Source organism: Variovorax sp. J31P207, from assembly GCF_030316965.1.
Lineage (GTDB): Bacteria > Pseudomonadota > Gammaproteobacteria > Burkholderiales > Burkholderiaceae_C > Variovorax > Variovorax ginsengisoli_B.
This window is the reverse complement of the sequence record NZ_JASZYN010000005.1, coordinates 385,488-408,711: the sequence shown is the minus strand read 5'-3', so window position 1 is coordinate 408,711 and position 23,224 is coordinate 385,488. Positions and strand designations below refer to the sequence as shown.

Here is a 23,224-nt window from a genome sequence, read left to right as displayed (position 1 = left end):
GGGATTATGGACAAGTCAAAGGGTGCCGACACCTCGGAAACGGCCACTTTTCTCAAGGGACAACTGCGTGCCGCGCTGATCGAGCAGCGCCTGGCCATGCCTGACCGCCTCGCGCGCGCCGACCTGCTCCAGCGCGTGATGCGGATCTGGCTGGTGGGCCGGCCGGACACCGTCATCGGCGCCTACTGGCCGATCAAGGGCGAATTCGACCCGCTGCCGGCGCTGCACCGCTGGAAGGAAGACGGCGAGCTGCTCGACGAGCCGCAGCGCCGCCGCATCGGCCTGCCGGTGGTCGACCGGGTCCACAAGACGCTGACTTTCCACGCCTGGTATCCCGGCTGCCCGATGGAGAACGACGCCTTCGACATCCCCAAGCCCAAGGACACCGAGCTGATCGTGCCGACGCTGCTGTTCGTGCCCTGTCTGGGCTACAGCGCGGGCGGCTACCGGCTGGGCTACGGCGGCGGCTTCTACGATCGCACGCTGGCCGCGCTGGAGCCGCGCCCGTTCACGGTCGGGCTCGGCTACACCGGCGGCTTCCTCGACGATTTCGAGCCGGAAGCGCACGATCTCCCACTGGACGCCATCCTCAACGACAACGGCGTCGTCTGGCCGATCTCTTGAGCTCGCCCCCAGGTTGCCCGGCACTTCGTGTCCGGGCGCCCACCCCCTGCCGGGGGCAACACCAGAGGCCCGGCAAAGCCGGTTCCTCGGTGTTTCACCAACGGGCCTGGCTGCGCCGGCCGCTTGAAGTCAATCAATGTTGTCGAGGGTGTCGGGGTCCGGCACCTCGCCGATCGTTTCCCGGGTCGTCACGGCCTGGGCCTGCAGCCACTCGCAGAAGGCCTGGATCTCGGGCCGGGGTGCGCTGCGCGGGCCGGTGATCAGCCAGTAGGCCATCGGCGAATCCATGCGGTGGTGCGGCAGCACCTCGACCAGGTCGCCGTTGGCCAGGCTCTCGGCGATCAGCGAACTGCGCGCCAGCACCACCCCCTGGCCGGTCAGCGCGGCCTGCACCATCTGGTAGGCGTAGTTGAAGTACAGCCAGCGCCGCGGCTGGGCCCGCAGCATGTCGTTGACCTCGAACCAGCGGCGCCAGGTGAGCCATTCGAGGTGCGTGCGATGGGCGTCGCCGGCCTCGATCAAGGTGAAGCGGGCGATGTCGGCCGGCGCCTTGATCGCCGGGTTGCTCTTGATCAGCCAGGGGCTGGCCACCGGCGTGATGGTTTCGCCGAACAGCCGGTGCGCGCCCGGCGGCATGTGCTCGCGCGGCCCGTAGCGCAGCGCGATGTCGACGTCGGCGATGTCCATGTCGAGCGCGACATCGCTGGCGTCGATGCGGATGTCGATCTCGGGGTTGTCGCGCTGGAAGGCCTCGAGGCGCGGGATCAGCCACATCGAGGCGAAGGAGGCGAAGGTGGTGAGCGAGACGCTCTTGCGGCCCGCGTTCTGGCGGATCTGGCGCACCGCACCGTCGATGCGCGGCAGCGACTGCTGCACCGCCAGCAGCAGCTGGGCCCCGGCGCCGGTGAGCTCCACCGCCCGCGTATGGCGCAGGAACAGGCTGACGCCGACCTCTTCTTCGAGCGACTGGATCTGGCGGCTGACGGCCGACTGGGTCAGGGCCATTTCCTCGGCGGCGGCACGGAAGTTCAGGTGCCGGGCGACCGCCTCGAAGGCGCGCAGGTGGCCGGCCGAGATCGGCCTGGAACGCAGGTGGGTCTGGGAATGGAGCACGGGACGGGGCCTCGGCCGAAGGTTGATTGATGCGAAACCGGAATCAGTAGGCTACCGCGTTTTCATTGGACTGCCAACGAGCCGAGGAAGATCATTCATTCCCGAAGCGCGCCATTGCGCACAGTCACCTCAGGAGTCCCTCATGTCCGCTGTCTACACCTCGCCCTCGCTTTCGTCCGCCACCCTGGCCCGCCCGGCTGCCGTGCCGCCGGCCGTGCGCCGCGGTGCCTGGCAGCTCGATGCCGGCCACGCCATGAGCCTCAAGGCGTCGGGCGCGAGCGTGCTGCGCATCCGCCAGGGCCGGGTCTGGGTGACCCGCGACGCCACCGCCCATGCCGGCAGCGAAGACCTGGTGCTGGCGCCCGGCGAGTCGCTGGCGGTGGCTGCCGGCGAGCGGATCGTGATGGAACCGTGGGACAGCCACGGCGCCACCTACAGCTGGGACGCCGCCTGAGCCTCGAGCGCCGGAGGCTCAGCCGCCGATGTCGAAGCGTGGCCGCAGCGCGATGAACCGCTGCAGGGCTTGGTCGCCCTGCAGCTGCGCGATGTCGGCCAGGTCGTCCTGGAACTCGACTTCGGCCAGCCCCATCTCGAAACGCTGGTAGCGCCGCGCGGCCAGGCTGCCCTGGTGCAGCACGCGCAGTTCGGTATGGCGCGGGTCGGCTTTCAGCCGCGCCAGCAGCGCGCGCACCGGCGCCACCGGCCCCTCGAAATGCTGGCAGAACCGCATGCCGTCGAACACCAGCAGGCCCGTGATGCCGGCGCTGGCGTTGCGCGAACGGGCCTGGGTCACGATGCGGCCGACGACATGGGTGGGTTGGTCGGGTGCCAACAGGCTGCAATAGAGGATTTCTTCGAGTTCCGGCATTCGTTGTCCGAGGGAGGGCGCCTGAAGTGTAGGAGTCGTCCCGCCCGGAGAAAACGTCAAAAGACACAGTGCCCTGCCCTATAGTGTTCGAGTGAAGTTCGAGGACTATCCAGCGCCATCCCACCCGCCTCGGTGTGCCCATCCTTGCGAGGAATGCACGCTGCGCGCGAACCCCGCGTTTCTCGCGGTCGGCTCCGACGAGGTGCGCACCATCCAGTCCTTCCGCAGCGGCACCCGGGTGGTCGAAGCCGGCGGCGTCATCGTCAGCGAGGACCGGCCTTCGCCCCAGCTCTTCACGCTGTATTCGGGATGGGCCTTTCGCTTCAAGACGCTGAGCGACGGGCGGCGCCAGATCCTCGGCTTCCTGCTGCCGGGCGACTTCATCGGGCTGCAGGATGAATTCGCCGACGGCCACACGCACGGCGTGGAGGCCGTGACTGACACCACGATGTGCAGCTTCGAGCGCGACGCTCTGTGGAACTTGTTCCATGCCCGTCCCAAGCTCGGCTACCACATCACCTGGCTGGCGGCGCGCGAGGAGAAGCTGGTCGACGACAACCTCGTGACGGCCGGCCGGCGCAACGCGAGCGAAAGGGTCGCGATGCTGCTGATGCATTTGTACCGGCGCGCGGAGCGCGCCGGCATGGTGCGCGACGGCTGGGCCGAGTTCCCCTTCAACCAGCAGCACATCGCCGATGCGCTGGGCCTGTCGCTGGTGCACACCAACAAGACGCTGCGGCGCCTGCAGCGCCTGGGGCTCTACAAGCTCGACAGCGGCTGGCTGCGCATCCTGGAGCCGCACGCCCTGGAGACGCTGGGCGACTATTTCGAACGGCCGATGCAGCCCTTGCCGCTGATCTGAGTGTCGCCGTGACGTTCGCACGATCGACGGACCGTCAGATACTGCGAGAGGGATAGCACCGTGGCGTTTCGCACAGTCGGCCGAATGTTAGTAGTTAAGAGTTAATTCTGACGTGTATCATCGTGCAACTAATGTCTCTGAGGCTGTCTCGCATGGACTCCTCGGTGCTCTCAGGCTCGGAGGGTCTTTCGTCAATGTCGAATGCAGGTGAACCTCACCTTATTATCAAGCCGCAGCGTCGTGCCGCTTTCTTCCCCTGGCGGGATGTGCTGGAGTACCGCGACCTGTTACGCATCCTCGCGCTGCGCGACGTGCGGCTGCGTTACAGGCAGACGGCGGTCGGCGTGCTCTGGGTGGTGCTGCAACCGCTCATCGGTGCGGCGCTGTTTGCCTTCGTTTTCGGGGCGGTAGCCAACCTGCCGACAGGCGACGCGCGCATTCCGTACTTCGTCTTCGGTTTTGCCGGCCTGCTGATCTGGAACACGTTCATCCAGATCTTCCAGAAGGCCAGTGATTCGCTGGTCGGCAATTCGGGGCTGGTCAGCAAGATCTACTTCCCGCGCATCGTGCTGCCGCTGTCGACGGTGCGCGGCGTGCTGCTGGACTTCGGCGTCGGCGCGGTCGTGATGGCGGCGCTGCTCGTGATCTACCGCATTCCGCCGACTTTCGCGCTGCTCTTCCTGCCGGTCTCGATGCTCATGGCGATCCTGCTGGCGCTCGGGCTCGGTTTCTGGACCGCGGCGCTCAATGTCAGCTATCGCGATGTGCGCTACGTCATTCCGGTTCTCAGCCAGTTCCTGCTGTGGGCGAGTCCGGTGGCCTACGCCGCATCGAGCATTCCTCAGTCGGCGCAATGGCTCGCCGCGATCAACCCGATGGTCGGCATCCTCGAATCGTTCCGGTGGGCCGTGCTCGGCACGCCGACGATGAACTGGAGCTCCGTTGCCTGGAGTGCCGTGGTCTCCGTGGTGCTGTTCCTGGTGGGCGCCATGATCTTCCAGCGCGCGGAGCGGAGATTTGCCGATGTCATCTGATCTGGCCCTATCCGTCCGTGGACTCAGCAAGGAGTACCGGATCGCGCACATGGCCCCGCACAGCCGGGTCACCGAGGCCGCATTCGCGGCGCTCAAGAGCGTCTTCAGCCGCCAGGAGTACGAGACCTTCAGGGCGCTCGACGATGTGTCGTTCGACGTCAAGAAGGGCGACGTGGTCGGCGTCGTCGGCCGCAATGGCGCGGGCAAGAGCACGCTGCTGAAGGTGCTGAGCCGAATTACCGAGCCCACGGCGGGCGAAGTGCGCCTGTACGGCAAGGTCGGCTCGCTGCTGGAGGTCGGGACGGGCTTTCATCCCGAGCTCACCGGACGCGAGAACATCTACCTCAACGGCTCGATCCTCGGGATGCGCGAGCGCGACATCGACCGGCAGTTCGACGCCATCGTCGATTTCGCCGAGGTCGAGCGCTTTCTCGACACGCCGGTCAAGCGCTATTCGAGCGGCATGTACGTGCGCCTCGCGTTCGCGGTGGCCGCGCACCTGAACCCCGAGATCCTGATCGTCGACGAGGTGCTCGCGGTCGGCGACACGCAGTTCCAGCAGAAGTGCCTGGGCAAGATGAAGGACGTCAGCAGCCAGGAAGGCAAGACGGTGCTCTTCGTGAGCCACAACATCGCCGCGGTGAAGGCGCTGTGCACCAGGGGCCTGCTGCTCCAGAGCGGCAGGCTGATACGCCAGGGCTCGGTCGACGAGGTGCTGGCCGAATACGCGACACGGGCGCCGGTGGCGGTGCAGGCGCGGTACGGCAAGTCGTCCAAGCTGCAACTGGTGGACATGCTGATCAACGGCGCGCAGACGGCCGTGGGCGACGTCGATTTCCTGGAGCCCCTTGAGATCGAGTTCGAACTCGAGGCGATCGAACCGACACCGCTGTGCATTCCGTTCTTCCGCTGGCACGACTCCAACGGCGTCACCCTTTCCGAAGTCTGGGGACCCGAGGAATCGGTGGATTTCCAGCGCTACGACGGGCGCTTCTCGTTCCGGCTCGTGCTGGAGCGGATGAGCCTGATGCCGGGCCGCTACTTCATCGATTTCTATATGCACGACGTGGCGGGCAAGGAAGTGTTTTCCGCGCCGGAGTGCGTGCAACTCGAAGTGCATCCCGTCGCCCTGCCCGGTGCGCCGCGTGCCTACGAAGGCCGCCATGGTGTGCTGAGGCTCGCGAGCCGCCTGTCTGCCCACAGCATCGTTTCGCAACAGGCGTGAGCCATGGCGACGCTGGAAGCCCTCACGGCCTCGTACAACTCCGCCGCGACGCTGTCGGAAACCCTGGCCTCGGCGTGGCGGGACAACCGTGTTCCGGTGCTGCTGGTGGACGACGGCTCCAGCGACGGCTCGGCCGACTACGCCGAGCGTTGTGACGGCGTGCGCGTGATCCGCCAGCGCAATGCCGGCCCTTCGGTGGCGCGGAACCGCGCGATCCTCGAAAGCCGGGCGGAATTCGTGCTGTTCCTCGACAGCGACGATCTGCTTCTGCCGGGCTACCGCGCAGCGTTCGAGTCGGCGCTGGCTGCGAATCCGGATGCCGATGTGTTCGTCTGCGGCATGCAGGTCGTCGACGACGAAGGCCGTCCGGTCGACCGCCATGGCGCGCCCAGCCTGCAACCCACGGCCTTCCTCAGCGTCCTGCGCGGGGAACCGGTGCCGACCAACGGCATCATCGTGCGGCGCGAAGTCTTGGCGCGCAGCGGCCTGTTCCGGCCCGGGCTTCATCACGCGGAGGACCTCGACCTCTGGCTGCGCATCGCGGCGGCGACCGACAAGTGGGTTCGCATGGACCACTCGCTCGCGGTGTACCGCCTGCGCGGCGGCTCGCTGAGCAAGAACGGGCAGGCCATGTGGCGAGGCATCCGGCAGGTGGTCGGCATGGCGTCGCGCCTGCCGGTCGGTTCGCCGACCTTGCGTCGCGTCACTGCGCGCCATGCGTTGCAGGGCGGCGCGCGCTACGTCTACAACATGGCCTTCGCACCGATGCTGCGCCAGCGCGCGCGCACGTCGATCTCGGAGGCGCTGCGCGAAGTGGCGCGGCTGCCGGTGTGCTTCTGGCCGCTGGTGCTGCGCGACGGTGTTTCCAGTCTGTGGCGGCGGCAAGGGTCGCATTGATGCCGGAATTCAGCGTCATCATCCCTTGCTACAAGCAGGCGCATCTGCTGCCGAAGGCGATCGAGGCGGCCCTGGCGCAGGCGCGCGACGTGGATCTCGAGGTGATCGTGGTGGACGACGGTTCGCCCGACAACGCCTCCGAAGTCGCGAGCCGCTATGAAGGCGTGATCGTGATCCGCCAGCCGAATGCGGGGCTGTGCGCGGCACGCAATCGCGGCATCCTGCGCTCGAGCGGCCGGTATCTGCTCTTCCTCGATTCGGACGACTTCCTGCGCCCCGGCATGCTCGCCGCGGCGGCGCGCGCCTTCGCGCAGTCCCCGGACCTCGATGTGGTGCACGGCTATGCCGACGTGGTGGACGAAGGCGGGGACACGGTCATCAGCGAGTTCGGCGGGCGGGACCTCTCCGTCGATGCCTTGCACACGCTGCTGCGGGCCTGCATCGGCCCCCCGAACACCTTCGTCATACGCCGCGAGATCCTCTCGCAGGTCGGTCTCTTCGATGTCGGCCTGCGCTCCTGCGAGGACTGGGACCTCTGGCTGCGCATCGCCGCGAGTGGCGGCAAATTCGGGCTCGCACGCGACATGCGCAGCGTCTACCGCATCGTGCCGGGCAGCATGAGCAGGAACGTGGAAGTGATGTGGCGCGCCGGGAGCCGGGTCATCGGCCGCAATGCGCCCGCCCATGCGGACTGCCGTGCGTGCCGCGAGGCGAGGCGTGCCGGTTTCGCCGGCTTCTCGCTGACGATGCGGCCGCTGCTGCGGGACGTGGTCCGCTCACCCGGCGGCAAGTTGCGTGCGGCCGGCATCCTGCTGCGCAATCCCGTCCTGTTGGTCCGGCAACTGCGACTGGTTTTTCGGATCAAGAAATGAATAGCGAGAGCGCAAGCGAGAACAAGGCGGAGGCTCCGCTCAAGGTCCTCATCATCGGCTGCGGCGCGGTGGTGGAGGAGTACCAGGGCCCGGCGGCGCGCGCGGCAGAGCGGCAGGGGTGGCTCGAAGTCGTCGGCCTGGTGGACCGCAGCGAAGCGCGACTGGCGCGTTGCCAGCACCTCTTCCCCTCGGCCAAGTGCTACAACGACCTCGAGCGTGCGCGCGAAGCCGACATCGCGCTGATCGCGACGCCGGCGCGCAGCCATGCGGATCTCGCGCTGTCGCTGCTCGGGCGCGGCTACAACCTGCTGGTCGAAAAGCCGATCTGTGCCAGCGTCGCCGAGGCGCGCACCATGCGCAGCGAAGCGGATCGGCTGGGCCGCATGCTCGCGGTCGGGCACTTCCGGCGCTTCTTCCCGGCCATCGAGACCATCCGCACCATGATCGCCTCCGGGGTGTTCGGGCCGGTGCGCCGCATCGTGGCCGACGAGGGCGGCATGTTCCGCTGGCCGGCCGCGTCGGCGGGTTTCTTCATCCGGCAGGAGGGCGGCGGCGGCGTCACCCTGGACATCGGCATCCACATGCTCGAAATCCTGGTGTCGTGGCTCGGCCTGCCCGAGGTCGTGGACTATGCCGACGATGCCATGGGCGGCGTGGAGATCAACAGCGCCGCCAAGCTGCGCTGGCCTGGCGGAACCGAGGCCGACATCCGCCTCAGTTGGGATGTGGAGCTGGCCAACTGCTATCGCGTCGAGTTCGAACGCGCGACCGTCACGTGGCGCACCGGGCAGGCGACCGACCTGCTGATCGAGATCGACGGCGTGCCCGTCCCGCAACTGGCAACGAGCCGCCTGCAATACGGCAGCACCGCCACGTATTCGACCCCGGCCCACGGGTACCTTGGCGCCTTCACCGCGCAGTGGAAGGACGTGGTGGACGCGGTCCGCGAGAACCGCAAGCCCCGCGTCAGCGGCGGCACGGCCATGGCCGCGCTGTCGCTCGTCGAAACCATGTACGCCCGCAAGCGACTGATGGACATGCCTTATTTCGATCCGGAAGAGTCCATCCGCGCCCACCAGCTCGTGGAGGCCGCGTGACCATGCAAGTCGCGGTGCTCGGAGGTTCCGGATTCGTCGGCACCCGCCTGATGGAGAAGTGGGTGCTCGGCGGCACGCACGATGTGCGTGCGATCGTGCGCAGCCCCTACAGCCTCGCCCGCATGGCGCGTTTTGCGTTGCCGTCGTGGAAGCAGGCCGACATCTTCGACGCGGCCTCGCTGGCCGAAGCGGTTCGCGGTTGCGACGCGATGGTGCATGCGATCGTCGGCGATGCCGCGCAGATCGTCGCCGCCGCGCAGGCCGCGGTGCAGGCGTGCAAGACCGCGGGCGTACGCCGGCTCGTCTACCTCAGCAGCGCCTCGGTGCACGGGCAGAACCCGCCGGCAGGCACCCACGATGCGACGCCGCTCAAGGACGACCAGCCCAACGACTACAACAACGCCAAAGTGCGGGCCGAGCGCGTGCTGCGCGAAGCCTCGGGCGTGGAGGTCTGCATCCTGAGGCCGGGCATCGTCTACGGGCCGCGCTGCCAGTGGTTCGGCGGGCTGCCGCGCGCGCTGCATTCGAAGCAGGCGTTCCTGGTCGAGGGCGGCCATGGGTTCTGCAACCACATCTACGTCGACAACCTGATTCATGCGATCGAGCTGGGCCTCGCGCATGCGCGCGCGACCGAGGGCGCCTTCTATGTCGCGGACAGCACCTGCATGACGTGGCGCGAGTTCTACCAGCCGCTGGCGCAGGCGCTCGGCTTCGACATGTCGGACTTCCGCGAGGTGCCCGCGGCGGGCATGCCGACGCGCTCGCTGCGCGACCGCGTGGCGTGGGCCAAGCAGGTGCCGGCGTCACGGATGATCCTTCCGATGTTCAGCCGGCGGCTGAAGGATGCGGTGAAGGCCGGTCTGGAGCGCTACACGGCACCCCCGATCGCGAGCGGCTTCTTGCTGCCGCAGGCGCCTTCGCCCTCGGCGGACTACGAGATCAGCCAGTTGCACACTTGCGCGACGCGATTGCCGATGGATCGCGCGGTCGAGGTGCTCGGCTATGCGCCGCCGCTGAGCGCTGCGCAAGGGCTGGATCGCAGCGCGCGCTGGCTCGCGGGCCTGTGGGTCACCGAGCCCCCGGCGAAGCGGTGAGGCAGCGAGTCCGGCCGGGTCAGGCCGAGCGGTAGACGCGGCCGATTGCGGTGGCGATCTTCAGATCGAGCCGCCGCCGCGCGAGATCGGCGGCCCCCCACACCTTGATCGGTGCATTCGCGAACCGGTAGTACGCCTTGGCCGCGAGCCGCGGCGGTTGCCCGCGCAGCGCCTCCCGGATGTGTTTGCCGTGCCACGGCTTGAGCCAGCCGATGGCATGCGACAGGTAGTAGCCGCCCGGCACGAAGTCCATCGCTTCGGGCCCGGCCGTGTTGAGCGGCACCTCGCTCACGGTGAGGGCGAAATTGAGCGCGTCCTGATCCGTCGAATGGAAGAGGGAGCTCGCATCGCCCGCCTTCAAGTGCTTGACGCCCTTGTTGTGGTCGACCACCAGGTCGCACAAGTGGCTCCACAGATCCAGGAACGCGATGTGCGCGCGCGGGACGGCGATGAAGCCGGAGTTGTAGTAGCGCTCCATGCTGCGCTGCGAGGTGACGCCGTGCGCCGCGAAAAAGCGCCGCCACATAAGACGTTTCGGGTGCCGTTCAGGCAGGTTGGGGTTGACGTCCTCGCACAGCGAAATCCCGTCCTCCGTGAACCAAGCGGCGAACGACGGCCACTTGCACTTGAGGACGATGTCCGGATCCAGGTAGGCGACCAGCGTCGCCTCGGGTGCGTGGCGCTCGAAGACCTCGCGCAGGAAGGTCGGCTTGTAGTACGCGAAGTGCAGCGGGGTGTCGATTTCCACCATGTGCAGCTTCAGCGTCGGCGCGACCCGCAATTCGCCGCTGGCCCGGTCGAAGTCTGGTGAATCCACGACCCACGACGGCAGCGCACCGCGATAGCCGACCCAGAAGTCTCCGGAGAAGCCCGAGGCGATCAGCGAATTCGACAATGCGGCAACGCCATAGTGGTAGTTGCCTTCGAACAGAGTGCAGAGCGTGATGGTCATGGGTCTAGTTACGATTTGGGCCTGATTGTAAACAAACGTTCTACAAACGGGGGTCTGGGCATGTTCAGGGCATGTTCAGGGTATGTCGGCGCCGCGTTGGACATCCGCCAGTTGGCGCAGGTCGTTGGCGTAGGCTTGCAAGCGCCGCGCCGCCTTCTCGCGCTGGGCCGCGGTCGTGCGGTTGTGCAGCACTGCCATCGTGTCGCAGGCCTCCTGCATCATCGCCGCCTGCCGCGCGGCGGCGGGGCCTGGCGCCGGCTCGGACACCTGGCGCACGTAGGCCTCGATCAGCGCCTGCGTCTCGCGCCCCGGCAGCTGCTGCGCCTGGACCCGGCGCAGCAGGGCCAGCACGTCCTGCTGGCGCCGCTTGCGGTCGGCGTCGACCGCAAGCGGATCGAAGGCCGAACGCTCCACCTGCTGGCGCAGCAGCTCGCGCTGACCGGCGTTGAGCCGACCGTAGAAATCCTCGCTGCGATCGAGGAACTGGTCGTAGCGCTTCTCGCGCTGCTGGGCCGGGCTGCGCGCGAGCCAGTCTTCGGCGTAGGTGGCGTTGGTCTTCTGGTACTTGCGCTCGATCTGCCGCAACTGCGCCTCGCTCAGGCTGCGCGCGAGTTCGGCGCCGGCCGGCGCGCCGCGTTCCGCCACCGCCAGCAAGCGCGCCCGGAAGGCATCGAGCAATTCGCAGGCCTGCGCCGGCGTGATCTCGCCCGGTGCCAGGGCCTGGGCCTGCTGCAGCAGGGCGGCGACCTTCGGCAGCTCGTTGCGCCGGTGCCAGGCAAGCAGCTGCTGCAGTTCTTCGCGCACCCGCGGCGTCTGCGCGTCGTCGAAGTCGACGTAGCCGTCGAGCCACCAGTAGCCGACTTCGGGCAGGTTGTTGTAGGCGAGCTTGAGCGCGCTGCAGGAAGCGAGCAGCGTGGCGGCCATCAGCGCGCCGATAATCCGCGCCAGCATTGCGCAACGCATTCGGGAAAGTGGCATGAATCAGATTCAGAAGGATAACCAGGAGCCGGTCGACGTCGTCATCATGGCGGCCGGAAAGGGCACGCGCATGAAAAGCAGCCTGCCCAAGGTTTTGCATCGCCTGGGCGGCCGTGCGCTCGTCGCCCATGTGATCGATACCGTGGCCGACATCGGCGCCCGCCATGTCGTGGTCGTGACCGGCCATGGCGCGACCGATGTCGAGACGGCGCTCGAAGGCGCCGTGGCCGGCGTGACGCCGCAATTCGCGCGCCAGGTGCCGCAACTCGGGACCGGCCATGCCGTGCAGCAGGCGGCGCCGTTCCTGCCCGACGATGGCACGGTTCTGGTGCTGTCGGGCGATGTGCCGTTGATCAGCGGCGACACCCTTCGCGCGCTGGTGGCCGAGAGCGCGGGCCGCCGGCTGGCGCTGCTGACCATCCAGGTCGACGACCCCAAGGGCTACGGGCGCATCGTCCGGGTGCAGGGGCAGCAGGACGCCGAAGGCGAGGTCCAGTCGATCGTCGAGGAAAAGGACGCCAACGAGGCGCAGCGCGCCATCCGCGAGATCTACAGCGGCGTGATGGCGGTGCCGGCCCGGCTGCTCAAGACCTGGCTGGCGCGGCTGGACAACAGGAACGCGCAAGGCGAGTACTACCTGACCGACATCGTCGGCTTCGCCGTCGTGGACGGCGTCCCGGTGGTCGCGCATCGCACCGACGATGCCCTGCAGGTGGCGGGCGTCAACAGCCCGGCGCAGCTGGCGGCGCTCGAGCGTGCCCACCAACTGCGGCAGGCCCACGCCCTGATGGCGCAGGGCGTCCGGCTGGCCGATCCGGCGCGCTTCGACCTGCGCGGCACGCTGGTTTGCGAATCCGACGTCGAGATCGACGTCAACTGTGTCTTCGAGGGTGCGGTGTCGCTCGGCGCGGACGTGCACATCGGCGCCAACTGCGTGATCGCCAACGCGCGCATCGAGACCGGCGCGGTGATCCATCCGTTCACTCACATCGATGGCGAGAAGGCCGGCGTGACCGTGGGCGCCGGTGCCCTGGTCGGGCCGTTCGCGCGGCTGCGGCCCGGAGCCCGGCTGGGCGCCGAGGTGCATATCGGCAATTTCGTGGAGGTCAAGAATTCCACGCTCGCGGCCGGGGCCAAGGCCAACCACCTGGCCTACCTGGGCGACGCCACGGTCGGCCAGCGCGTCAACTACGGTGCCGGCAGCATCACGGCCAACTACGACGGCGCCAACAAGCACCGCACGATCATCGGCGACGACGTCCACGTGGGCAGCAACTGCGTGCTGGTGGCGCCGATCACGATCGGCGCCGGCGGCACCATCGGCGGCGGCTCGACCATCACCAAGAGCACCGAGCCCGGCGCCCTGACGATCTCGCGCGCCAAGCAGGCCAGCTTCGCCAACTGGCAGCGGCCGCAGAAAGCCCCGAAGGCCTGAGCCGCGCCGCGCCTCAGGCCGGGGCGGGCAGCGGCACCCGCGGCGCGAACTTGGCCCGGTGCAGGCTGAAGAAGGCCTTGACGTTGCGCACGTTGGCGTCACTGGTGAACAGCCGCTGTGCCAGCGCCTGGTAGGCGGGCATGTCGCGCACGGTCGCGATCAGCACGAAGTCCGGCCCGGGCGAGACGCGGTAGCACTGCTGCACCGCGTCGTCCGGCGCGACCCGCCGCTCGAAGGCCTCCAGCGAGCCCGCATCCTGCCGGTCGAGCGAGACCTCGATCACCGCGGTGAGCAGCGGGCCGAGCCGCACCGGGTCGAGGATCGCGACCTCGCTGGCGATCCATCCGCCCGCCCGCAGGCGCCGCACCCGACGCAGGCAGGTCGGGGGCGAGATGTTCAGGCGCTCCGCCAGCGACTGGTTGCTGGCGGAGGTGTCGCGCTGCAAGGCGTCGAGCAGGTGAAGGTCGATGTCGTCCAAGTCTTCAGATTTCATTTCAATGTGAATTATGAAATAAAACTAGATGCCATTGGATTGGTGAAATATTTCGACAAAAAATACAATAAGTCGATCTCAAATTTCAATCGACGAAGCCTAGCATCAGGGCTCCAACCTCAGGAGCAGATCACATGTGTGGCATCGTCGGCGCCGTTTCCGGTCGCAATATCGTCCCGGTCCTGGTTCAGGGCCTGCAGCGGCTCGAATACCGCGGCTACGACTCGTGCGGCGTGGCCGTCAACGCCCACGGCCTGCAGCGCGCGCGCACCACGTCGCGGGTCGCCGACCTGCTGGCCCATGTGCGCGACGACCAGATCGAGGGCAGCACCGGCATCGCCCACACGCGCTGGGCCACGCATGGCGCGCCGGCGGTGCACAACGCGCACCCGCATTTCAGCCACGGCCCGGGCGCCGATGCCGAGACCGGCCGGCCCGGCCGCGTGGCCCTGGTGCACAACGGCATCATCGAGAACCACGAGGCGCTGCGCGCCGAGCTGCAGGCCAAGGGCTACGTGTTCGCGAGCCAGACCGACACCGAGGTGATCGTCCACCTGATCGACAGCCACTACGACGGCGACCTGTTCGAGGCCGTGAAGACCAGCGTGAAGCAGCTGCACGGCGCCTATGCCATCGCGGCCATCTGCCGCGACGAGCCGCAGCGGGTGGTCGGCGCCCGCGCCGGCTCGCCGCTGATCCTCGGCGTCGGACAGGATGGCGGAGAGAACTTCCTGGCCAGCGATGCGATGGCCCTGGCCGGCGTGACCGACCAGATCGTCTACCTCGAGGAGGGCGACGTGGTCGACATCCAGCCCGGCAAATACTGGATCGTGGACCGGGCGCACAAGCCGGTGACCCGCACCGTGCGCACCGTGCATGCCCACAGCGGCGCCGCCGAGCTCGGCCCCTACCGGCACTACATGCAGAAGGAGATCTTCGAGCAGCCGCGCGCGATCGCCGACACGCTCGAAGGCGTCGAGGGCATCGTGCCCGAGCTGTTCGACGGCGTCGGCGTCGACGGTGCGCCGGGCGCGGCGGCATGGCGCGTCTTCAAGGAAATCGACCGCGTGCTGATCCTGGCCTGCGGCACCAGCTACTACAGCGGCTGCACCGCCAAGTACTGGCTCGAGGGCATCGCGAAGATCCCGACCCAGGTCGAGATCGCCAGCGAATACCGCTATCGCGACTCGGTGCCCGATCCGAAGACGCTGGTCGTGACCATCAGCCAGTCGGGCGAGACCGCTGACACGCTGGCGGCGCTGCGGCATGCGCGTTCGCTGGGCATGGAGCAGACGCTGACCGTCTGCAACGTGGCCACCAGCGCGATGGTGCGCGAGTGCAAGCTGGCCTACATCACCCGTGCCGGGGTCGAGATCGGCGTGGCATCCACCAAGGCCTTCACGACGCAGCTGGCGGGGCTGTTCCTGCTCACGCTGGCGCTGGCGCAGGCCAAGGACCGGCTCGGCGATGCCGACGAGGCGCGCTACCTCAAGGAGATGCGGCACCTGCCGGTGGCGCTGCAGTCGGTGCTGGCGCTCGAGCCGCAGATCATCAGCTGGTCGGAGGATTTCGCGCGCAAGGAGAACGCGCTCTTCCTCGGCCGCGGCCTGCACTATCCGATCGCGCTCGAAGGCGCGCTCAAGCTCAAGGAAGTGACCTACATCCACGCCGAGGCCTACGCCGCCGGCGAACTCAAGCACGGGCCGCTGGCGCTGGTGACCAGCGAGATGCCGGTCGTGACGGTGGCGCCGAACGACGCGCTGCTCGAGAAGCTCAAGAGCAACCTGCAGGAAGTGCGCGCCCGTGGTGGCGTGCTCTACGTGCTGGCCGATGGCGACACGCGGATCGAGAACAGCGAGGGCGTCCACGTGATCCGCATGCCGGAGCACTACGGTGCGCTGTCGCCGCTGCTGCACGTCGTGCCGCTGCAGCTGCTGGCCTATCACACGGCATGCGCGCGCGGGACCGACGTGGACAAGCCGCGCAACCTGGCGAAGAGCGTGACGGTGGAATAGGGGCGCTGTGCGCTGGGTGCGCTGTGCGTGGGAAATGAAGCTCCTGACTCGGAACAGAGTTGCTGACTAGGAAACAAAGTCATTGACTCCGGTCCTGGGGAGGGCAATCAGAGTTGCTTACATGGGTGGCCCCCCACCCGCGTGGGGTCGTTCTTCTGAACGACCACCATGTCGCCATCGAGCAGGCTGGCGTCGCGCATGGAATCGCCCTTCTCGCGCGCGAGGAACGTCCTGTTCGGGTCCGGGACCAGGTAGTTGGGAATGGTGAGGACCTCGAAGCCGTCCTCGTCCTCGCGGGGCTTCGGAAGCCCGGCGCGCACCGGGCCCACAAGCGGCCTGGCAAAGAGCGCTTGGTCGGGGCAATGAGGCCTTCGACACGCTGCACATAGCCGGCGTCCGTCAAGCGAGAGACCATGGCGAAGACGCTGGCCTTCGAGGCCAGGCCGACCACGTCGCACAGCTTCGCCATCGAAAGAAATGCGTGGTGGCTTCCAGTAGCTCCGGAGGTCCAGCTGCTGGTGTCGGTATCGGCTGTCGTGTTCTTCGAGACGAATGTCTGTTCGTTCGCGATGCTGCTTTTGTAGATAGCAGCGGTGCGTTGCCGAAATACCCACGACAAATACCTTCTTCCTTGCGTGAAGTTGCCCGTTGCCGTCGAAAGGACGTCTTTTCTGTGGTCATGCGCCCTATTCGTTACAGAAATGCTCGAACAATAGCTCGCCGCACTGGACAAAAATACAGATTTCCAACGTATTTACCAGAGCGATATGTAAACGATGTGCCCTACAGTAGAGGTATGGCCCGGCCCAAACGAAAAACGGAGATGACGACGCTGAAGATGACCCCGGAAATTCGCGGTCTCTGGGTGGCTGCTGCTGCTGCCGAGTGTCGAACGCTCTCGAACATGTTTGAGGTCATGGTGATGAAGTACTGCGCCGACCACGGCGTCACGCTCCCACCCTCCGAAGCCGCAATCCAAACTACCAGCAAGAGGGACGAGCAATGAAAACCGTTCGCGACGCCTGTGTTCTCCAGGACAACGCGCTCTCAATCACCATCAGTGACCAGATTGAGCAACTCGACGAACTTATCACCACAGAAGGCGACGGGATGGCCTTCTTCGAGAAGACTCATATCACTGGCGGTATGAGAGACCTGTTGGGAGGCGGCATCGCCCGATTGGCAGGAAAGTCGTCGAATGCTGTCTTCCACTTAAAGCAGGCCATGGGCGGCGGCAAGACCCACCTCCTTGTCGGCATGGGCCTGGTCGCAAGAAGCGACAAGCTGCGTGCCTCCCGTTGCTCGGACATCCCCTATCAGGACGCCTTCACGTCTGCCCGTGTCGTGGCATTCAATGGCCGCAACAACCCTCCCCACTATATCTGGGGGGAAGTTGCAAAGCAGTTGGACCAGGCGGGCAAGTTCACCGACTACTGGATGAACGGGCCCAAGGCTCCAGACGAGAAGGCCTGGACGGACTTGCTCAAATCCGACTCGCCCACGCTGATTCTGCTCGACGAGATGCCTCCGTACTTCCAGTACTACGGCACGCAGACTGTCGGCCAGGGCACAGTTGCCGACATCGTCACACGGGCATTTGCCAACATGCTCAGTGCGGCGGGTAAGCTGTCCAACGTGTGCGTGGTGGTTTCCGACCTCGATGCGGCGTACGGCGAGGGCGGCGCAATGATTCAGCGCGCGCTGGCCGACGCCCGGAAAGAACTCGGACGGCAAGAGAAGACCATCACGCCGGTCGACCTGGCTGGCAATGAGGTCTACGACATTCTGCGCAAGCGTCTGTTCAAGAAGCTTCCGGACACGGCGGTTATCGACGACGTAGCGTCCAAGTTTGGAGCCGCCCTGGCCGAAGCTGCCAAGTCGAAGACTATCTCTCGCGGCGCCGAAGCAATCGCTGACGAAATCAGCAGCACGTATCCCTTTCACCCGCGGCTCAAGGACCTCGTCGCCCTCTTCAAGGAGAACGAGCAGTTCAAACAGACCCGCGGGTTGATGGAGCTGGTCTCGCGCCTCTTGCGTTCGGTGTGGGAGCGCGATGCGAACGACGTGTACCTAGTCGGCGCTCAGCATTTCGACTTGGGTATCGCGGATGTGCGCGAAAAACTGGCAGAAGTTTCGGGAATGCGCGACGTCATCTCGCGTGACCTCTGGGACGCGAATAGCGGTGCGCATGCACAAGTCATCGACGCGCATACAGGAAACAAGGCGACCAGTGAAGTCGGAAACTTGTTGCTGACGGCCAGCCTATCCACTGCAGTCAATGCGGTGAAGGGACTCAGCCGGGAAGAAATCCTGGAATGCGTGGTTACGCCCGTTCAGGGTGTTGAGGACTACAGCGCTGCATTTGACGCGTTGCGAGGCGAGGCCTGGTACCTCCACCATAACCAAGACAACAAGTTCTACTTTGACCGCCAGGAGAACCTGACCAAGCTGCTTCAAAGCCTGGCCCAAGAAGCTCCGGAGAACAAAGTCGACGAGCTGGTGAAAAAACGCCTGGAGGACATGTTTGCACCCGTGCGCAAGTCGGCCTACACGAAGGTTGTTGCCTTGCCGAAGCTCGCAGAGGTCGCCGATGAGGTCCGGCGCAATCGAGTGCTCTTGATTGTGGACCCGGACTCGAAGCTCCCGCCCGCTGCGGTTCTGGAGTTCTTTCAGTCCCTCAGCGAGCAGAACAACATCCTTGTACTCACGGGCGACAAAACGCAAATGGCCAGCGTCGATGCTGCGGCTCGAAAAGTCTTTGCTGCTATCAAGGCTGATACACGGATTCCGAAGCAGCACGTGCAGCGGGAGGACTACGAAGCCAAGCACCAACAGTACGAACAGGACTTTACGTCCACGCTCCTGAACATCTTCGACAAAGTGATGTTCCCCGTCCAGCTCGGCGACAAGTCGGCCGAGCTCCGTAGCAAGCCGCTTGACATGAAGCGCGACGCGAAACTTCCGTTCAACGGGGAGGAGCAAATCGAAAAGACGCTCACTTCCCAGCCGAAGAAGTTGCACCTGGATGTGGAGGCGGACTTTGACGCCCTCCGTTCCAAAGCAGAAGACTTGCTTTGGCCCCAGGGCCAAGTTGACGCCCGGTGGGCCGATGTGGCGGACAGGGCGCAGCAGAAGGCGGCGATGCCTTGGATGCCGCCAAAGGGTCTGGACACCCTGAAGACCACCGCCGTGAATCGCGGCGCATGGGAAGACCTGGGCACCGGCTGGGTCACGAAAGCGCCGGCGAAGAAGAAGACTGACGTTCAAGTGAGCCAAGAATCCGACCCGGATGACGCCGGTAATGTCCGTCTTCGGGTGACCGCTGTGAACGCCGGCCCGGCCGCGCGAGTCCACTATGCCGAGGACGGGGTGGTCACTACGTCCAGCCCGGTGCTCGAGGAGGATGTACTGACAACGAATGCGTTGCGTGTTCAATTCATGGCGGTGGACCCGACCGACCAATACGAGATGGGCGACCCGTTCAAATGGACTACAAAGCCCAAACTTCGAGCCAATCTTGCGGCGAGCGGCGGCAAGCGTGTCGTAGAGCTCAAGGTTGCACCTTCCGGAAGCATCAAGTACTCGCTGGACGGCCGGGAGCCCCGCAACGGCGATGCCTATGCAGGGCCCATCGAAATCGGGAATGCTGCGGTGCAGGTGCTCGCCTTTGCAGAAGCAGACGGCATCGAAGCCAAGGAATCGTTCTCCTTCCCGGCTGCCGGGGTCGAGGGGCCGACCATAGACCCGTTCAAGCCGGCAGTTCTGACCGGTGCCGGGGGCGGCAAGAAGCTCACCACGCGCAAGCAAGCATTCGGAGCGGTAACGTTCTCGAAAGAGCGCGGCGTCAAGTTCGAGAAGTTGAGCGTCATAGTTGGCCAGGGCGCCAAGACAGTGACGTTCATGGCTGGTGACGTCGAATTGACCGCTGATTTCCTAGAGACCACGCTAAACAACCTCGCAGGACTCCTTGACCCGGAGGCACCGGTGGTTGTCACCCTCGGCAAGACGAAGTTCGCCAACGGTCACGACCTGAAGGAATTCCTTGAACAGACCGGACTGACAGTCAATCCGACGGAGGTAAGTCAATGACCGCTTCCTCGGCGAAGAAGAAGACCGTGGGCTTCGGCGCTCCGGACGACTTCGGCGCGCACGTCTTCCGCGTGGAAATTCCCGCAGCGAAGGAAGGCGAGGTGCGCATCATCGAGGACTATGGAGTGAAGGGTGGCGAACAGGGCCGTCCTTACGACGAGGTTCGCGCTGTGCTGCCGCGGGAAATCTGGAGTGCGGTGTCAGAGTCGTGCAGGCGCGACTTCAACGACCGCCTGAAGACACACAAGATGCTCACCGGACGTTGGCAGGCAGGCTCCACGAAGGTGGACCGTCTTCTAGGTAAGGAGCTCTGCGTACTTGCTTGGGCGGCCGAGCACGCCAGCAAAGACGAACGCAAGGTGGTTTGTGCGAAGTGGTCAGCCTTGCGGCCGGAGGAGCGTTGGTGGCTCTTCTCGCAAACTGTCTCAGAGGCCGGCCTGGCAGACGACGCTCACCGCGGCTGGCGCAAAGCACTGTACTTCGCCTTGTCCGACGGGGTCGCTCCTGAACTCGCGAAGAAGCGGCCGCGCCGCCCCGAAGAAGACTCATCGGCAGACTCGCTTCCACTTTTTCAGAACGCATGACTCAGAACATTGTTCCTTTCAGCCTGAAGGACGCGCCCTCTCTCATCGAGAAAGTTCTACCGGCACAGAAGCTCTCTCTTGAAGTCTTCAAAGAGAGGGAGGGTCGGCAGAGCCAAACGCTGACTGCTCTTGGAAGCTACTGGAAAGGTCGTAAGCCGCTGGTGCTGAACAAGGCCTGCATTCTCGGTTCGCTTTTGCCGGCCAGTCAGAACTTGAAGGAAGACCTGGAGGTCTTCGAACTGTTGATGGCTATGGACGACGAGTCGTTCATCGTGCGCTGGGGACACCCGGACCCAGATAGCATTGTCGGCTCGGTGCCCATGCCCAATCTGTACGACTACTTTGTGGTTGACTACCCCGAGGAGTTGCCGGGAGCGACCCCCCTGAATGTCGAGGACTTCAAGCTCGAGGACGGCTCCGTGCCGTCTTTCCGATGGCGGGAGGACGTGGCCGAAGAGGATGTGCGGAGGTTGGAGCTCGACTACATCGCCCGCATCAGCTATCGCGACCGTATGGAGAAATCCAAGCGCGCCGAATTGGTCTACACCGAAGTTCATTCGCATATCTGGAAGCGCGTGAATTCTCATCTGGGCACTGATGCCGCGTCGTTCCCCGAGCTCGTCCAGCAGTTGGGGCTGATGCGTTTTGGTCGCACTCCGCGCGTCGCGGATACCTTCTCGGGCTCCGGCCAGATTCCGTTTGAAGCAGCCCGCCTGGGCTGCGATGTGTATGCATCCGACCTCAACCCGGTTGCATGCATGCTGACCTGGGGCGCCCTAAACATTGTCGGCGCAGATGAGGAGAAACGCCAGGCAGTGCGCGAAGCCCAACAGCTGGTTTTTAGTCGCGCCCAGGCCGTCATCGACGACCTCGGAATCGAAAAAGACGACAAAGGCGCAACGGCGAAGGTCTTTCTGTACTGCGTAGAAGCCACTTGCCCCGAGTCAGGCTGGACGGTCCCACTCCTGCCTAGCCGCATCATAAGCAAGGGGCACATGGCCATCGTCGATTTGGAGCCGGACGCGAGCAGGAAGCGATACAACGTCCTAGTACGTCGCGGAGTATCGGTCGCAGATTTCAAGGCCGCTGGGGTAGGAACTGTCGTTGACGGAGCGATGGTGCACTCGCCCTCGAAAGGCAAGACGTTCCGGACGAAGCTGGCAACGCTCCGGGGTGACTACCAAGATGCGAGCGGCGGCGCGCCGAAAAACAAGCTCCGCGCATGGGGTCGCGGTGATTTCGACTTCACCGCGGCTGACATTTTCAGAGAGCGCCTGTACGCGGTGCAGTGGCAGTTTGTTGTCCAAGTCAATGGGCGAGAGAAGACGGTGACAGAGTTCCGCTCGGTGACCGCGGACGATGAAGTCCGGGAACTTGCTGTCAAAGACTACGTTTCAAGCCACCTCGCAGACTGGCAGCGTCAGGGCTGGGTTCCCTCTTCGCAAATTGAGCAGGGGGCAGAAACTTCAAGGCTGTTAAAGGAGCGTGGTTGGACCCACTGGCATCACCTCTTTAATCCTCGGCAACTTTTGGTCTTCGGGCTGTATAACCAGTTTGGCTCCGCAGACACCAAATTCGCTCTTTTCCAAGCTCTTAACAACAACTGCCGACTTAGCAGGTGGCACCCATATAGCGGCGTCGGGCAGACCGTTGGCGTCTTTGACAACCAAGCGCTGAACACCCTTCTGAACTACGGGTGCCGAGGATGGTCTTTCCTCGGCAGCTTCCTACTCCAAGAGTACCGCAACTATCCAATCGGCGGTGGGCAGCAGCTTGTTCAGGAGAACAGGCCTGCCGCCGCCATTGAAATTGAGAACGACATCTATGTGACCGACCCCCCGTACGGTGACGCCGTTGCTTACGAAGAAATCCTGGACTTCTTCATCTCATGGGTGGAGAAGAATCCGCCTGAGGAGTTTGGCAAGTGGGTGTGGGATAGCCGGCGCGCACTTGCTGTTCGAGGTGAGGACGACGACTTCCGACGCGCAATGGTTTCCGCGTACAAGGCGATGCGAGAGCACATGCCTGACAACGGCATTCAGGTCGTGATGTTCACGCACCAGAGCGGAAGCATATGGGCAGACATGGCGAACATCATTTGGGCCTCGGGACTCCAAGTCACTGCCGCTTGGTACGTGGTAACGGAGACTGACAACGCGCTGCGTGAAGGAAGCTACGTCAAAGGCACGATTCTGCTTGTCCTGAGGAAGCGGGGAGGCAACCAGCGCACCTATCAGAGCGATTTGGCGTGGGAGTTGGAGCAAGAGGTCAACGACCAGGTCGCCACGCTCACCGGCTTGAATCAGCAGACTCGCAGTCTCTACCGCGATGAAAACCTCTTCTCGGACGCTGACCTGCAGATGGCTGGCTACGCGGCGGCGCTACGCGTGCTGACAAAATACTCGGTCATTGATGGTAAGGACATGGCGTCTGAAGCTCAACGGCCTCGGGTGAAGGGGCAGAAGACACTGGTAGACGAACTCATCGAGTTTGCTGTCGGTGTCGCCAACCAGGCGCTGGTTCCGGGAGGCATAGAAAAGCCACACTGGGACAGGCTCCAGCCTGCCGAGCGGTTCTACCTGAAGATGCTGGACCTAGAATCGTTCGGCGCAAAGACTCTGGACAACTACCAGAACTTCTCGAAGGCTTTCAAGGTGAAGGACTTCCGCCCACTGATGGCGAGTGAGAAGGCAAACTCGGCGCGTTTGAAATCTGCCGCGGAACTGGGTCGAGCCGAGATGAACGAGAGTTCTGAGCTTTACAACACCCCGCTGCGTGGCATCCTCTACGGAGTCATGGAGCTTGGCAAAGACAGAGACGGTGACGAGGTAGTAGCCCACCTCGCGCACAACATCCCGGACTTCTACAACCACCAGGAGGTGGTGACCGAGCTAGCGGACTATCTCAGCAAGAAGTTGGAAGCACTCCGGCCGGATGAGGCCAGCAATGCCAGAGTACTCCGCGACCTAGTCCGGAATCAGCGACTCTAAGG

Annotated in this window: 22 protein-coding genes; 16 read left to right on the top strand and 6 right to left on the bottom strand. The window is 64.9% G+C overall.

Annotated elements, in window-relative coordinates:
• The first annotated feature begins 6 nt into the window (after nt 1–6).
• Complete coding sequence (locus QTI68_RS19810) at nt 7–624, top strand: 5-formyltetrahydrofolate cyclo-ligase (RefSeq protein WP_286523753.1); 618 nt, start codon at nt 7–9, stop codon at nt 622–624.
• 129 nt (nt 625–753) lie between these two features.
• Here QTI68_RS19810 and QTI68_RS19805 read toward each other — a convergent pair whose 3' ends face one another.
• Nucleotides 754–1,737: a LysR substrate-binding domain-containing protein gene (locus tag QTI68_RS19805; protein WP_286523752.1), complete on the bottom strand. Its 984-nt coding sequence runs from the start codon at nt 1,735–1,737 to the stop codon at nt 754–756.
• Between the two features lie 142 nt (nt 1,738–1,879).
• Between QTI68_RS19805 and QTI68_RS19800 the strand changes: the two genes are divergently transcribed.
• Nucleotides 1,880–2,191, top strand: coding sequence for a DUF2917 domain-containing protein (locus tag QTI68_RS19800; protein ID WP_286523751.1), 312 nt, complete (start codon nt 1,880–1,882; stop codon nt 2,189–2,191).
• Nucleotides 2,192–2,209: 18 nt separating this feature from the next.
• Here the strand turns inward: QTI68_RS19800 and QTI68_RS19795 are convergent, their stop codons facing one another.
• On the bottom strand, nt 2,210–2,605 hold the full coding sequence (locus QTI68_RS19795; protein ID WP_286523750.1) for a BLUF domain-containing protein: 396 nt from the start codon (nt 2,603–2,605) through the stop codon (nt 2,210–2,212).
• A 202-nt stretch (nt 2,606–2,807) separates the two neighbouring features.
• Here QTI68_RS19795 and QTI68_RS19790 point away from each other — a divergent pair, with 202 nt between their 5' ends.
• From QTI68_RS19790 to QTI68_RS19760, 7 genes are all read left to right on the top strand, one after another.
• Entirely contained in the window at nt 2,808–3,467 is a 660-nt protein-coding gene (locus QTI68_RS19790) for a Crp/Fnr family transcriptional regulator (RefSeq protein ID WP_503011715.1), read from the top strand.
• Between the two features lie 152 nt (nt 3,468–3,619).
• On the top strand, nt 3,620–4,501 hold the full coding sequence (locus QTI68_RS19785) for an ABC transporter permease (protein ID WP_286523748.1): 882 nt from the start codon (nt 3,620–3,622) through the stop codon (nt 4,499–4,501).
• The gene (locus QTI68_RS19780; protein WP_286523747.1) at nt 4,491–5,726 is read left to right on the top strand and encodes an ABC transporter ATP-binding protein; all 1,236 of its coding nucleotides are present in this window, start codon (nt 4,491–4,493) and stop codon (nt 5,724–5,726) included. Before QTI68_RS19785 ends, QTI68_RS19780 begins: the two co-directional genes overlap by 11 nt.
• A gap of 3 nt (nt 5,727–5,729) precedes the next feature.
• Nucleotides 5,730–6,623 (top strand): glycosyltransferase, encoded by an 894-nt coding sequence (locus QTI68_RS19775; protein WP_286523746.1) that lies wholly within the window; start codon nt 5,730–5,732, stop codon nt 6,621–6,623.
• Nucleotides 6,557–7,495, top strand: coding sequence for a glycosyltransferase (locus tag QTI68_RS19770; protein WP_286523745.1), 939 nt, complete (start codon nt 6,557–6,559; stop codon nt 7,493–7,495). The genes QTI68_RS19775 and QTI68_RS19770 overlap by 67 nt, the downstream gene beginning before the upstream one ends.
• A complete protein-coding gene (locus QTI68_RS19765; protein ID WP_286523744.1) occupies nt 7,492–8,592 on the top strand; it encodes a Gfo/Idh/MocA family protein in 1,101 nt (366 codons plus the stop codon). Before QTI68_RS19770 ends, QTI68_RS19765 begins: the two co-directional genes overlap by 4 nt.
• Nucleotides 8,593–8,594: 2 nt before the next feature.
• Entirely contained in the window at nt 8,595–9,686 is a 1,092-nt protein-coding gene (locus tag QTI68_RS19760) for an NAD-dependent epimerase/dehydratase family protein (RefSeq protein WP_286523966.1), read from the top strand.
• A 19-nt stretch (nt 9,687–9,705) separates the two neighbouring features.
• Here the strand turns inward: QTI68_RS19760 and QTI68_RS19755 are convergent, their stop codons facing one another.
• Both QTI68_RS19755 and QTI68_RS19750 read right to left on the bottom strand, forming a co-directional pair.
• Nucleotides 9,706–10,638, bottom strand: a complete 933-nt coding sequence (locus QTI68_RS19755; RefSeq protein WP_286523742.1) for a hypothetical protein — start codon at nt 10,636–10,638, stop codon at nt 9,706–9,708.
• Nucleotides 10,639–10,713: 75 nt separating this feature from the next.
• Nucleotides 10,714–11,616 carry a DUF6279 family lipoprotein gene (locus QTI68_RS19750; RefSeq protein WP_286523741.1) on the bottom strand — a complete coding sequence of 301 codons (903 nt, stop codon included), beginning with the start codon at nt 11,614–11,616 and terminating at the stop codon, nt 10,714–10,716.
• Between QTI68_RS19750 and glmU the strand changes: the two genes are divergently transcribed.
• The gene (gene glmU, locus QTI68_RS19745) at nt 11,615–13,051 is read left to right on the top strand and encodes a bifunctional UDP-N-acetylglucosamine diphosphorylase/glucosamine-1-phosphate N-acetyltransferase GlmU (protein WP_286523738.1); all 1,437 of its coding nucleotides are present in this window, start codon (nt 11,615–11,617) and stop codon (nt 13,049–13,051) included. The genes QTI68_RS19750 and glmU overlap by 2 nt on opposite strands.
• A 13-nt stretch (nt 13,052–13,064) precedes the next feature.
• On the opposite strand, the gene QTI68_RS19740 is transcribed toward glmU, so the two are convergent.
• Nucleotides 13,065–13,544 carry an Lrp/AsnC family transcriptional regulator gene (locus tag QTI68_RS19740; RefSeq protein ID WP_286523735.1) on the bottom strand — a complete coding sequence of 160 codons (480 nt, stop codon included), beginning with the start codon at nt 13,542–13,544 and terminating at the stop codon, nt 13,065–13,067.
• Nucleotides 13,545–13,678: 134 nt separating this feature from the next.
• Between QTI68_RS19740 and glmS the strand changes: the two genes are divergently transcribed.
• Nucleotides 13,679–15,559 carry a glutamine--fructose-6-phosphate transaminase (isomerizing) gene (gene glmS / locus QTI68_RS19735; protein WP_286523734.1) on the top strand — a complete coding sequence of 627 codons (1,881 nt, stop codon included), beginning with the start codon at nt 13,679–13,681 and terminating at the stop codon, nt 15,557–15,559.
• 107 nt (nt 15,560–15,666) lie between these two features.
• Here glmS and QTI68_RS19730 read toward each other — a convergent pair whose 3' ends face one another.
• A complete protein-coding gene (locus QTI68_RS19730) occupies nt 15,667–15,888 on the bottom strand; it encodes a LexA family protein (protein ID WP_286523733.1) in 222 nt (73 codons plus the stop codon).
• Nucleotides 15,889–15,972: 84 nt separating this feature from the next.
• Between QTI68_RS19730 and QTI68_RS19725 the strand changes: the two genes are divergently transcribed.
• The 5 genes from QTI68_RS19725 to QTI68_RS19705 all read left to right on the top strand — a co-directional run bounded on the left by QTI68_RS19725 (nt 15,973) and on the right by QTI68_RS19705 (nt 23,222).
• Nucleotides 15,973–16,143: a hypothetical protein gene (locus QTI68_RS19725; protein ID WP_286523732.1), complete on the top strand. Its 171-nt coding sequence runs from the start codon at nt 15,973–15,975 to the stop codon at nt 16,141–16,143.
• A 239-nt stretch (nt 16,144–16,382) separates the two neighbouring features.
• Nucleotides 16,383–16,565: a hypothetical protein gene (locus QTI68_RS19720; RefSeq protein ID WP_286523731.1), complete on the top strand. Its 183-nt coding sequence runs from the start codon at nt 16,383–16,385 to the stop codon at nt 16,563–16,565.
• On the top strand, nt 16,562–19,648 hold the full coding sequence (locus tag QTI68_RS19715) for an anti-phage-associated DUF499 domain-containing protein (RefSeq protein WP_286523729.1): 3,087 nt from the start codon (nt 16,562–16,564) through the stop codon (nt 19,646–19,648). The genes QTI68_RS19720 and QTI68_RS19715 overlap by 4 nt, the downstream gene beginning before the upstream one ends.
• A complete protein-coding gene (locus QTI68_RS19710; RefSeq protein WP_286523728.1) occupies nt 19,645–20,232 on the top strand; it encodes an anti-phage-associated DUF3780 domain-containing protein in 588 nt (195 codons plus the stop codon). The genes QTI68_RS19715 and QTI68_RS19710 overlap by 4 nt, the downstream gene beginning before the upstream one ends.
• Entirely contained in the window at nt 20,229–23,222 is a 2,994-nt protein-coding gene (locus QTI68_RS19705; RefSeq protein ID WP_286523726.1) for an anti-phage-associated DUF1156 domain-containing protein, read from the top strand. The genes QTI68_RS19710 and QTI68_RS19705 overlap by 4 nt, the downstream gene beginning before the upstream one ends.
• Nucleotides 23,223–23,224: the final 2 nt, after the last annotated feature.

What these genes read in the sequence shown, in the direction of transcription:
- QTI68_RS19810 (WP_286523753.1), top strand. Translation starts at nt 7, where the DNA reads ATGGACAAGTCAAAGGGTGCCGACACCTCGGAAACGGCCACTTTTCTC.
- QTI68_RS19800 (WP_286523751.1), top strand. Translation starts at nt 1,880, where the DNA reads ATGTCCGCTGTCTACACCTCGCCCTCGCTTTCGTCCGCCACCCTGGCC.
- QTI68_RS19795 (WP_286523750.1), bottom strand. Translation starts at nt 2,605, where the DNA reads ATGCCGGAACTCGAAGAAATCCTCTATTGCAGCCTGTTGGCACCCGAC.
- QTI68_RS19785 (WP_286523748.1), top strand. Translation starts at nt 3,620, where the DNA reads ATGGACTCCTCGGTGCTCTCAGGCTCGGAGGGTCTTTCGTCAATGTCG.
- QTI68_RS19780 (WP_286523747.1), top strand. Translation starts at nt 4,491, where the DNA reads ATGTCATCTGATCTGGCCCTATCCGTCCGTGGACTCAGCAAGGAGTAC.
- QTI68_RS19775 (WP_286523746.1), top strand. Translation starts at nt 5,730, where the DNA reads ATGGCGACGCTGGAAGCCCTCACGGCCTCGTACAACTCCGCCGCGACG.
- QTI68_RS19765 (WP_286523744.1), top strand. Translation starts at nt 7,492, where the DNA reads ATGAATAGCGAGAGCGCAAGCGAGAACAAGGCGGAGGCTCCGCTCAAG.
- QTI68_RS19760 (WP_286523966.1), top strand. Translation starts at nt 8,595, where the DNA reads ATGCAAGTCGCGGTGCTCGGAGGTTCCGGATTCGTCGGCACCCGCCTG.
- QTI68_RS19755 (WP_286523742.1), bottom strand. Translation starts at nt 10,638, where the DNA reads ATGACCATCACGCTCTGCACTCTGTTCGAAGGCAACTACCACTATGGC.
- glmU (WP_286523738.1), top strand. Translation starts at nt 11,615, where the DNA reads ATGAATCAGATTCAGAAGGATAACCAGGAGCCGGTCGACGTCGTCATC.
- QTI68_RS19750 (WP_286523741.1), bottom strand. Translation starts at nt 11,616, where the DNA reads ATGCCACTTTCCCGAATGCGTTGCGCAATGCTGGCGCGGATTATCGGC.
- QTI68_RS19740 (WP_286523735.1), bottom strand. Translation starts at nt 13,544, where the DNA reads ATGAAATCTGAAGACTTGGACGACATCGACCTTCACCTGCTCGACGCC.
- glmS (WP_286523734.1), top strand. Translation starts at nt 13,679, where the DNA reads ATGTGTGGCATCGTCGGCGCCGTTTCCGGTCGCAATATCGTCCCGGTC.
- QTI68_RS19725 (WP_286523732.1), top strand. Translation starts at nt 15,973, where the DNA reads ATGGCGAAGACGCTGGCCTTCGAGGCCAGGCCGACCACGTCGCACAGC.
- QTI68_RS19720 (WP_286523731.1), top strand. Translation starts at nt 16,383, where the DNA reads ATGACGACGCTGAAGATGACCCCGGAAATTCGCGGTCTCTGGGTGGCT.
- QTI68_RS19715 (WP_286523729.1), top strand. Translation starts at nt 16,562, where the DNA reads ATGAAAACCGTTCGCGACGCCTGTGTTCTCCAGGACAACGCGCTCTCA.
- QTI68_RS19710 (WP_286523728.1), top strand. Translation starts at nt 19,645, where the DNA reads ATGACCGCTTCCTCGGCGAAGAAGAAGACCGTGGGCTTCGGCGCTCCG.
- QTI68_RS19705 (WP_286523726.1), top strand. Translation starts at nt 20,229, where the DNA reads ATGACTCAGAACATTGTTCCTTTCAGCCTGAAGGACGCGCCCTCTCTC.